This is a genomic window from Brevundimonas abyssalis TAR-001 (assembly GCF_000466985.1).
GTDB classification, from domain to species: domain Bacteria; phylum Pseudomonadota; class Alphaproteobacteria; order Caulobacterales; family Caulobacteraceae; genus Brevundimonas; species Brevundimonas abyssalis.
Map to the genome: position 1 here is coordinate 74,433 of NZ_BATC01000008.1, position 9,670 is coordinate 84,102.

General features: G+C 68.5%; 8 protein-coding genes, 1 tRNA gene and 1 pseudogene. 4 read left to right on the plus strand and 6 right to left on the minus strand.

What is annotated here, in order from left to right; genetic code table 11:
* Positions 1–23: 23 nt before the first annotated feature.
* From MBEBAB_RS03980 to MBEBAB_RS03990, 3 genes are all read right to left on the minus strand, one after another.
* Entirely contained in the window at positions 24–284 is a 261-nt protein-coding gene (locus MBEBAB_RS03980; protein ID WP_021696649.1) for a hypothetical protein, read from the minus strand.
* A gap of 77 nt (positions 285–361) precedes the next feature.
* Positions 362–790 (minus strand): organic hydroperoxide resistance protein, encoded by a 429-nt coding sequence (locus MBEBAB_RS03985; protein ID WP_045318818.1) that lies wholly within the window; start codon positions 788–790, stop codon positions 362–364.
* Positions 791–865: 75 nt separating this feature from the next.
* Positions 866–1,261 (minus strand): hypothetical protein, encoded by a 396-nt coding sequence (locus tag MBEBAB_RS03990; RefSeq protein ID WP_021696651.1) that lies wholly within the window; start codon positions 1,259–1,261, stop codon positions 866–868.
* Between the two features lie 173 nt (positions 1,262–1,434).
* Here MBEBAB_RS03990 and mutM point away from each other — a divergent pair, with 173 nt between their 5' ends.
* Both mutM and alaS read left to right on the plus strand, forming a co-directional pair.
* Complete coding sequence (gene mutM, locus MBEBAB_RS03995) at positions 1,435–2,298, plus strand: bifunctional DNA-formamidopyrimidine glycosylase/DNA-(apurinic or apyrimidinic site) lyase (protein ID WP_045318819.1); 864 nt, start codon at positions 1,435–1,437, stop codon at positions 2,296–2,298.
* A 688-nt stretch (positions 2,299–2,986) separates the two neighbouring features.
* Positions 2,987–5,635 (plus strand): alanine--tRNA ligase, encoded by a 2,649-nt coding sequence (gene alaS / locus MBEBAB_RS04000; RefSeq protein ID WP_021696653.1) that lies wholly within the window; start codon positions 2,987–2,989, stop codon positions 5,633–5,635.
* Here the strand turns inward: alaS and MBEBAB_RS04005 are convergent.
* Positions 5,632–6,186, minus strand: a complete 555-nt coding sequence (locus MBEBAB_RS04005; RefSeq protein WP_045318799.1) for a DUF2939 domain-containing protein — start codon at positions 6,184–6,186, stop codon at positions 5,632–5,634. The genes alaS and MBEBAB_RS04005 overlap by 4 nt on opposite strands.
* A 164-nt stretch (positions 6,187–6,350) precedes the next feature.
* Here MBEBAB_RS04005 and MBEBAB_RS04010 point away from each other — a divergent pair, with 164 nt between their 5' ends.
* Positions 6,351–8,150 (plus strand): DUF885 domain-containing protein, encoded by a 1,800-nt coding sequence (locus tag MBEBAB_RS04010; RefSeq protein ID WP_021696655.1) that lies wholly within the window; start codon positions 6,351–6,353, stop codon positions 8,148–8,150.
* Here MBEBAB_RS04010 and MBEBAB_RS04015 read toward each other — a convergent pair.
* Both MBEBAB_RS04015 and msrA read right to left on the minus strand, forming a co-directional pair.
* Positions 8,147–8,488, minus strand: coding sequence for an MmcQ/YjbR family DNA-binding protein (locus MBEBAB_RS04015; protein WP_045318800.1), 342 nt, complete (start codon positions 8,486–8,488; stop codon positions 8,147–8,149). The genes MBEBAB_RS04010 and MBEBAB_RS04015 overlap by 4 nt on opposite strands.
* A 2-nt stretch (positions 8,489–8,490) precedes the next feature.
* Positions 8,491–9,140, minus strand: a pseudogene (gene msrA, locus MBEBAB_RS04020) (peptide-methionine (S)-S-oxide reductase MsrA).
* A gap of 128 nt (positions 9,141–9,268) precedes the next feature.
* Between msrA and MBEBAB_RS04025 the strand changes: the two are divergent.
* Positions 9,269–9,358: transfer RNA gene (locus MBEBAB_RS04025), tRNA-Ser, on the plus strand.
* The last annotated feature ends 312 nt before the right edge of the window (positions 9,359–9,670 follow it).

The following is a 9,670-nucleotide window of genomic DNA, read 5'->3' on the forward strand; positions in this document are numbered from 1 at the left end:
GAATAACCGGAAGGCTGGATGCCTTAGTTGTTCTCGCGGATCTGGTCGGCCTGGGCGTCGGCCTGATCCTGAACAGCGTCGGCTTCTTCGTTCAGGGCGTCGCCCTGCTGGTCCATGTTCTGGTCGTAGGCGGCGTCGGCCTGCTCTTCCAGCTGGGCCGCGGTCACGTCCGCTTCCTGCTCGACCAGTTCAGCCTGCTCTTCAGCGACCGGGTCGGCGGGTTCACAGGCGGCCAGGGCGAAGGCGGCGAAAACGCCGGTCGTCAGAATGGCGATCTTCTTCATGGGAAGTGTCTCCGTTGGTGTGGAGCCTGAAGAACACGCCCGCGCCGAAAAGGTTCACGGGTTCGTGAGAAAAGGCCTCAATCGTGCCCGATTCGAACCTCGACGTTGCCGCGCGTGGCGTTGGAATAGGGACAGACCTGATGGGTCTTCTCCAGGATGTCGTCGGCCACGTCGACGTCCAGCCCGTGGCCGGTCACCTTGATCTCGATGTCCAGATTGAAACCCTCGCCCTTGTCGTTCTTGCCGAAGCCGACGGTGACCTCAACCGCCGTGTCGGCGGCCACGGGGTGCTTCTCGCGACCGGAAACCAGCCGCAGGGCGCTGAGGAAACAGGCCGCATAGCCGGTGGCGAACAACTGCTCGGGATTGGTCCCCTCGCCGCCCTTGCCGCCCATCTCGGTGGGGGTGGACAGGTTCACGTCGATCTTGCCGTCGTCGGTGCGCGAGCGCCCGTCCTCGCGTCCGCCGCCGGTGGCGGTGGCGTGGGCTTTGTACAGAACGTCCATGGCGAGCTCCATTGTGTGAGGGAGCTCCTTAGCTAGGCGCCCCGGCCGACAATCCAAGCGCCGCGGGGAAAACCGTCATTCCGTGCATATGGCCTCGTAGAGATTCCGGGCCTCGGGAGTCTGGTGACCGAGGTATTGCAGTTCCGCCGCCGGCGCAGCCAGGCCGGCCCCGAGTTCGGTTTCGCCGGGCAAGACCCTCAGGTTCTCGCGCCGCCGCATCGCAGCGGGCCTACAGAGCACCTCATAGCGGTAGAATTGGACCGGCAATGTCGCGGCGTGTTCCGGACGAGGCAGACGGACCAGCCAGACCGCCACCGTCATGTCGGCCCCTTCAAGGAGAGGGCCGTGGCGGCTGACATAGACCGTGTCTTCGTGAATGGCGGGCCAGGTTTGGGCCTGCTCCAGCGTCGGCGGTGAAAGCTCCGGCTGAGACGTCCATAGCGCCGCGAACAGGACAAGAAGCGTGTGCATGGGCCCCTCCGTTGAGACGGACTATCCGCCGCGACCCGCCGGGCGGGGAGTGATGAAAGCTGACCTGGCGTTCCATGCCTGGTGAGCGAGATCGACAGGCGGCAAGCCATCCAGGCCCCCTCAGGTTTGTCGGATCGACTCGACCTGAAGCCGAAATGGTCTATGGCCGATCCATGCCTGAACTTCCCGAAGTCGAGACGGTGCGGCGCGGTCTGGAGCCGATCCTGACCGGCGCGCGCCTGACCCATGTACGCCAGAACCGGCCGGATCTGCGCTTTCCCTTTCCGCCGGATTTCGTCTCGCGGCTCGAAGGCGCGACGGTGCGGCGGGTGGACCGGCGCGCCAAATATCTGCTGATGCCCTTGTCCACCGACGAGACATGGGTGGCCCACCTGGGCATGACCGGACGCTTCACCCTGGACGGCCGCCAGCTGGGGGAGTTCGAGGAACCCGCGCCCATCGCCGGCAAGCATGAACATGTCAGCCTGTGCGCCGAGGGGCCGGCCGGACGCACCCGCGTGGGTTTCGCCGACGCCCGCCGGTTCGGCTTCATGGGCCTGATCCCCACCGATCAGGTGGAGGCGCACCCCTGGTTCGCGGGGCTGGGGCCGGAGCCGCTGGGCAACGCCTTCTCCGCCGCCCATCTGGGCGAGGCGTTCCGCGGCCGGAAGTCGTCGATAAAGGTCAGCCTGCTGGATCAGCGCATCGTGGCGGGCCTGGGCAACATCTATGTGTGCGAGGCCCTGTTCCGGGCCGGCATCTCGCCCCTGACGGCGGCCGGAAAGGTGTCTCGCCCCCGGCTGGAGCGGCTGACCGGCCAGATCCGCGATGTGCTGAACGACGCCATCACGGCGGGCGGGTCGACCCTGCGCGACTTCGCCAACGCCGACGGCGGTCAGGGCTATTTCCAGCACAGCTTCGACGCCTATGGCCGCGAAGGCGACCCCTGCCGCACGCCCGGCTGCACCGGCGTCATCCGCCGCACGGTCCAGGGCGGCCGCTCGACCTTCTGGTGCCCGACCTGCCAGAAGCGGTGAGACAGGCTTTCAGGTGGGGCTGCTGAAATAACGGGAGCCCGAATTGAGCGAGGGGACGACAGCCCGGTCGAACCGTTGCGATCGTCCCCTCGCCAAGTCCGGGTTGGGACTTGACCTTAGGGTCAGGAACCTGACCGTTTCCCCGGCGGGCGAACCCGAAGAAGAAACGCGGCCTCCTGGCGGCTCCTGGTCTCCGGCGTTCCGTCAGGGTCTCCCCTGTCGTCGTCCATCGATCCCGGCCCGGTTCTCCGTGAACCTCCGCCCGAGGGCGTCTGGTTCGGGAGCCTTGGCCCTGTCCGGTCGATCGAGCCGTCCGAAGACGCCTGAAAGCCTGGATCAGAGAGCCGGACCGACCCGCTTGAAGTTCCCGGTCTCCCGGGATTTCCGCGCCGCCGTGTCCCTCGGCCCGTTGACGTTCCCGCGAAATCGTCTATTGGGCAAGCGCCCGAATTCCTCCTGCTGTGCATGAGGACCCGCCGTCCGGTGCATAAGTCTGTGAAAGACTGTGGACGGCTGCGATTCACAAAACTGAATCAATCGGATGGGTTTTCCACAGTTTGATGACACCCGCCATGAGGCCGGCAAACCGCAGCCGCCGCGTGCTTTCGATCACGCCGGGGTGATGCGTTTGGGCTCAAAGCCCTATATGACGCCTGTTTCCCTCCCCTGAACGCGTTTGCGAACTGACATGGCGACCCTGAACCAGATCCGATCGACCTTCCTCGACTCCTTCGCGGCCTCGGGCCACGAGAAGGTGCCGTCGGCCCCGCTGGTGCCGCAGAACGATCCGACCCTGCTGTTCGTCAACGCCGGCATGGTGCCGTTCAAGAACGTCTTCACCGGCCAGGAGAAGCGCCCCTACAACCGCGCGGTCAGCGCCCAGAAATGCGTGCGCGCCGGCGGCAAGCACAACGATCTGGACAACGTGGGCTACACGGCGCGGCACCACACCTTCTTCGAGATGATGGGGAATTTCTCCTTCGGCGACTACTTCAAGGCCGAGGCCATCGAGTTCGCCTGGAACCTCATCACCAAGGAATTCGGCATCCCCAAGGACCGTCTGATGACCACAGTCTATGTGGACGACGACGAGGCGGTGGAGCTGTGGAAGAAGATCGCCGGCCTGCCGGAAAGCCGCATCGGCCGCATCGCGGGCAGCGACAATTTCTGGTCCATGGGCGACACCGGACCCTGCGGCCCGTGCACCGAAATCTTCTATGACCACGGCGACCACATCTGGGGCGGCCCTCCCGGGTCGCCGGAGGAGGACGGCGACCGCTGGGTCGAGATCTGGAACCTGGTGTTCATGCAGTACGAGCAGGCGGCGGACGGCACCCGCACCAACCTGCCCAAGCCCTCCATCGACACCGGCATGGGGCTGGAGCGCGTGGCGGCGGTGCTGCAGGGCGTGCACTCCAACTATGAGACCGACCTGTTCCGGAATCTGATCGCGGCGTCCGAGGCCGAGACGAAGACCAGGGCCGAGGGCGATCAGGCCCCGAGCCACCGGGTGATCGCCGACCACCTGCGCAGCTCCTGTTTCCTGATCGCGGATGGCGTGACGCCGTCCAATGAAGGGCGCGGATACGTGCTGCGCCGGATCATGCGCCGGGCCATGCGCCACGCGCACCTGCTGGGCGCCGCCGATCCGCTGATGCACCGGCTGGTGCCGACGCTCGTCCAGAACATGGGCGACGCCTATCCGGAACTGGGCCGCGCCCAGGCCACCATCACCGAGACCCTGCGTCAGGAGGAGGAGCGGTTCCGCACCACCCTGGGCCGGGGCATGGCCCTGTTCGAGGACGCCACCGCCAACCTCAAGGAAGGCGACATGCTGGAGGGCGAGACCGCCTTCACCCTTTACGACACCTACGGCTTCCCGCTGGACCTGACCCAGGACGAGGCGCGCCGGCGCGGCCTGTCGGTCAATGTGGCGGCGTTCGAGACGGCCATGGCCGAGCAGCGCGCGCGCAGCCGCGAGCACTGGACCGGATCGGGCCAGACGGCCACGGCCGGCGAATGGCTGGCCATCCGCGACCGCATGGGGCCGACGGTCTTCACCGGCTATGACGGGGTGGAGGAGTCCGGCGAGGTGCTGGCCATCCTCAAGGACGGGCAGGCGGTGGACGCGGCAGGACCGGGCGAGACGGTGCAGGTGCTGTTCGACCGCACCGCCTTCTACGGCGAGAGCGGCGGTCAGGCGGGCGACCACGGGATCATCGAATGGCCCGGCGGCGAGGCCCGCGTCACCGACGTGAAGAAGCAGGCCGGCGACCTTCACGTGCATGACGTGGAGATCGTGTCCGGCGGTCTGGCCATCGGCCAGCGCTGCGCCCTGATGGTGGACGCCGACAAGCGCAGCACCACGCGCGCCAACCACTCGGCCGCGCACCTGCTGCACTCGGCGCTGAAGAATGTGCTGGGCGCCCATGTGGCCCAGAAGGGCCAGCTGGTGGACGCCGAGCGGGCCCGCTTCGACTTCAGCCACGGCGCGCCGCTGACCGAGGCCGAGATCGAGGCCATCGAGGCCGAGGTCAATGCGGTGATCCGCCAGAACGCCCCGGCCGAGATGCGCCTGATGACCCCGGACGCCGCCATCGAGGCCGGCGCCATCGCCCTGTTCGGCGAGAAGTACGGCGACGAGGTGCGGGTTCTGACGCTCGGCCGCTCGCTGGTCAGCGACAATGCGGCCTATTCCATGGAGCTGTGCGGCGGCACCCACGTGGCGCGCACCGGCGACATCGGCCTGTTCAAGATCGTGTCCGAGGGCGGCATCGCCGCGGGCGTGCGCCGCATCGAGGTGCTGACCGGCGAGGCAGCCCGTCAGTATCTGGAAGGCCAGGCGAAGGTGGCGCGCGGCCTGGCCCGCGACTTCAAGATACAGCCCGCCGACGTGCCCGCCCGGGTCGAGGCCATGGCGGCCTCGGTCAAGGCGCTGGAGAAGCAGGTGGCCGAGCTGAAGAAGCAGGTGGCCTTGGGCGGCGGCGGCGGCGCTGATGCCACGCCGGAAGAGATCGGCGGCGTCAAGCTGATCGCCCGGGTGCTGGACGGCGTGGACGGCAAGGGCCTGCGCGGCGTGGCCGAGGATTTCCGCAAGCAGGTGGGCTCGGGCGTCGTGGCCCTGATCGGCGTCACCGACGGCAAGGCCGCGGTGACCGTGGCGACGACCGCCGACATGGCCGGCCGTGTGAACGCGGCCGATCTGGCCCGCGCGGCGGTGCTGGCCATGGGCGGTCAGGGCGCGGGCGGCAAGCCCGACTTCGCCCAGGGCGGCGCCCCGGACGGCGACAAGGCCGACGCCGGACTGGACGCGGTGCGGGCGGCGCTTAAGGGCTAGTCCCTCGGCAGCCGCACCTGGGCCAGTTTCCAGCTGAACACGCCGCGGCGCTCCATGATCAGGTCGATGCGCTCATGGGGGCGGTCGCGGTCTGTGAGGGTGCCGGCGAAGCGGTTCAGGCCGCGATAGCCGTAGCCGATGCGGATGTCCTTCTCGCGGTCCTCAGGGGGCTCCAGCGTCACCGCGTCTTCGTCGCCGATGATGTCGGGCGCCTCGGCGGTCTGGACCATGGCGGCGATAGCCCCGGGCGTCACGAAGGCGTCCACCACGCCGGAGATCAGCGACGGCGCCAGCACCAGCCCCAGGCCGGACAGGGGATCGTCGCGCAGCTCCGGGTCTTCACGCACCCGGCGCACCAGCTGGGCGTTCAGCTGAGCCTTCAGGTCGTCGCGCACGGCGGGGAAGTCCACCAGACGCTCCAGCCGCGCCTCGTCGCCGGTGCGCGCCGCATTGATCAGCGAGCGCACCGCGAAGACCGGCGAAGCGAACCAGGCCACCAGAAACGCGCCGATCAGAATGGCGATCAGCCGCGTCAACACTCGTCGGCTCAAGAGCCGCCCTCCCCTTGCATCCCCCGGTCCGTAATCGAGCGCGCGTCGCCCGCCGGGTCAAGCGGACTCGATCGAACCGCGGTCTGTGGATCAACGGGGCATTGACGCGGCCGTTCCCGCCGGGCCCCATGCACGCCGTTGTTGATTTGAGGGGGCTTCGTTCCATGACCCGATCCATCGCCCTGATGGGCGCCGCCGTTCTGGCCCTGACCGCCGCCGCGCCGTTGTCACAGCCGGTCCAGGCCCAGCCGGTTCCGGCCGAGGCCCAGGCGCAGGATCCAGCCCTCGCGGCGATCCTGGCCGACTACGAAGCCTTCGACCGGTCGCAGGACCCCATCAGCGCGGGCCGCGAGGGCGACGACGAGGCCCTGTCGCAACTGCCGGACACGTCTCGCGAGGCGGAGGTGGCGCGGGCCGAGACCCTGCGCGGGTTCGCAGCAAGGCTGGAGGCCATCGACCCGGCGGCCCTGACCGAGGAGGACCGGCTGAATCACGCCTTCATCTCGTGGATCATCGACATGGCGGTTGAGCGCGTCGCCTTCGACGGGGGACGGCTGGCCTTCGACTCCGAGGGCGGACCCGGTCAGTGGATCGGCTACATGGCCGGCTCGACCCGGATCACCAACCGCGCCGAGGGCGAGGCCTGGCTGGAGCGCATGGCGGGGCTGGGCGCCTTCTATGACGAGGCGCGCACCGACGCACGACGGGGGCTGGAGACTGGCCTGGTCCAGACCCGGTCGGTGGTCGAGAACGCCCTGATGCTGGCCGAGACCGACGCGGCCTTCACGGCCGAAACCGACCCCCTGCTGCGGCCGCTTGCCGATCTGCCCGCCTCGATCCCGGCGGATGTGCAGGAGGGCTGGCGCGCCCGGGCCCGCGACATCATCGCCGGGGAGATCGCACCGCGCCGCCGCGCCTGGGTCGCGTTCCTGCGCGAGGAGTATCTGCCCGCCGCCCCCGAGACCCTGGGTCTGGCGCACCGGCCGGGCGGACGCGACTACTACGCCTTCCTGGCGCGCAGCTACACCACCACCGACATGACGCCGGACGAGATCCACGCCCTGGGCCAGTCCGAGGTCGCGCGCATCCGCACCCGCATGGATGAGGAGATGGCCGCCGCGGGCTGGGAAGGCGACTTCGCCTCGTTCCTGACCTTCCTGCGCACCGACCCGCAGTTCTACGCCACAAGCCGCGAGGACCTGCTTAAAGAGGCTTCCGAGATGTCCAAGCGGGCCGACGGCGGCCTGCCGGCCCTGTTCGGAACCCTGCCCCGCCTGCCCTACGACGTGCGGCCGGTGCCCGAGGAGATCGAGGCCAACTACACCACCGGCCGCTATTTCGCCGGCTCCATGGAGGCCGGCTTGCCCGGCGGCTACATCGTCAACACCGGGCGGCTGGACCAGCGGCCGCTGTACGAACTGCCAGCCCTGACCCTGCACGAGGCGGTGCCGGGCCACCACCTTCAGATCGCCCTGCAGCAGGAAGCCGAGGCCGGGCCCTATTTCCGGCGTGGGGCCAATGTCACCGCCTTCACCGAGGGCTGGGGCCTGTACGCCGAGTATCTGGGCGAGGAAATGGGCTTCTACCGCACGCCCTATGAGCGGTTCGGGCGTCTGTCCTACGAGATGTGGCGGGCCTGCCGTCTGGTGGCGGACACCGGCATCCACTGGCTGGGCTGGGAGATCGAACAGGCGCGGGCCTGTTTCGCCGAGAACTCGGCCCTCGCCACCCACAACATCGAGACCGAGCTGCAGCGCTACATCGGCTGGCCCGGCCAGGCCCTGGCCTACAAGATCGGCGAGATCCGCCTGCGCGACATCCGCGGCCGCGCCGAAGCCGCCCTGGGCGAGGACTTCGACGTCCGCGCCTTCCACGACGCCCTGCTGGTGGACGGCCCCCTGCCGCTGGACCTGCTGGACCAGCGCATGGACGCCTGGATCGCGGAGCAGGCGGCGGAGGACTAGAGCCCCAGGTCCTTCCGCAACTTCTTCGTCAGCTTCGCGGTGATCAGGGCGTGGGCCGTGATCAGATGGTCTTTCAGCTCGTCGTCGGGCCAGTCGGCGGGATCCGCCAGATGCACCCATTTCCCGCGCGCCAGATAGGGCGCGGGGATGGCGCGGCCGGTTTCGGTCAGCACCTCATAGGCGATGTCCGAGGCCTTGAACGACAGGCCGCCCATGCCGCCCATGATGGCGAACATCTTGCCGCCCACCCTGTAGGCGTCGTGGTCGTCGCCGAACGGGTGATCCAGCGTCGCCGCCGGCAGGGCCAGGCAGAACCGCTTCACCCCCGCCCGGTCCACGATCAGGCGTCCACGCCGATGCCGACGGGACAGGCCACACCCGTGCCTCCGATGCCGCAATAGCCCTCGGGATTCTTGGCCAGATAGCCCTGGTGATAGGCTCGGCGAAATAATAGGTCGGGCGCGGGGCGATCTCGGTGGTGATGGGGCCCATGCCCACCCGCTTCAGCGCCGCCGCGTAGGCGTCGCGCGACGCCTCTGCCGCCGCCTTCTGGGCGTCGTCGGCGTAATAGATGGCCGAGCGGTACTGGGTGCCCGTATCGCCGCCCTGGCGCATGCCCTGGGTGGGGTCGTGGTTTTCCCAGAACGCCTTGAGCAGGTCGTCATAGGTGATCTCTTCGGGGTTGAAGACCACCTCCACCGCCTCGGTGTGGCCGGTGCGGCCGGTGCAGACCTCTTCATAGGTGGGATTGGGGGTGATCCCGCCCGCATAGCCCACAGACGTCACCCAGACGCCCGGCAACTGCCAGAACACCCGCTCCACGCCCCAGAAACAGCCCATGCCGAACACGGCGCTCTGGAAGCCCTCGGGGTGCGGTCCCTTGAGCGGACGGCCCGAGACGAAGTGCACCTCGTCGGTGGTCAGCGGCTGATCGCGCCCGGGCAGGGCGGTGTCGGCGGTGGGCAGGTCGGCGGATTTGGAAAACAGCATGGATCGCCTCTTAAATGGGTCCAGCCGCATATGGGAAGCCCGACGGCGCTTGCCCAGACGCTCCGCCTGTTCTATCAGCCTCGCCTCCGCCGGATCGACCGTCCGGCGGCGCACGCACGGCGTGGAACGGACAGGTGGCGGAGTGGTCGATCGCGCACGCTTGGAAAGCGTGTGTACGTGAAAGCGTACCGAGGGTTCGAATCCCTCTCTGTCCGCCACGGCCGGGTAAGGTGCTGCGGGCGGGTGGCGGTGGGCATGCTTTGCAGCCCGGCCATGATACCCCACGAACGGTTCGACCAGGGCAATCGCGTGGATCCGCCCTGGCCGTTCCTCGATCGCGCGACAGCCGCCTGACGGCGATGGGGGTCGCTGCGGCTACTCCCACCCACCTCGGTGGTGGGAGAGATCGACCGACACACTCAGCAGGTTAGCACCGAGCTTTGCAGCCAGGCATGACTTGATCGCAGCCGCCGCGGCAGCAGGCGCGCCGCTGCCGCCCGTGAGAATGGCCGCGATCGCCATGGCGATCG

Excerpts from the sequence above, each read along its gene's own strand:
- MBEBAB_RS03980 (WP_021696649.1), bottom strand. The coding sequence starts at position 284 with ATGAAGAAGATCGCCATTCTGACGACCGGCGTTTTCGCCGCCTTCGCC.
- MBEBAB_RS03985 (WP_045318818.1), bottom strand. The coding sequence starts at position 790 with ATGGACGTTCTGTACAAAGCCCACGCCACCGCCACCGGCGGCGGACGC.
- MBEBAB_RS03990 (WP_021696651.1), bottom strand. The coding sequence starts at position 1,261 with ATGCACACGCTTCTTGTCCTGTTCGCGGCGCTATGGACGTCTCAGCCG.
- mutM (WP_045318819.1), top strand. The coding sequence starts at position 1,435 with ATGCCTGAACTTCCCGAAGTCGAGACGGTGCGGCGCGGTCTGGAGCCG.
- alaS (WP_021696653.1), top strand. The coding sequence starts at position 2,987 with ATGGCGACCCTGAACCAGATCCGATCGACCTTCCTCGACTCCTTCGCG.
- MBEBAB_RS04010 (WP_021696655.1), top strand. The coding sequence starts at position 6,351 with ATGACCCGATCCATCGCCCTGATGGGCGCCGCCGTTCTGGCCCTGACC.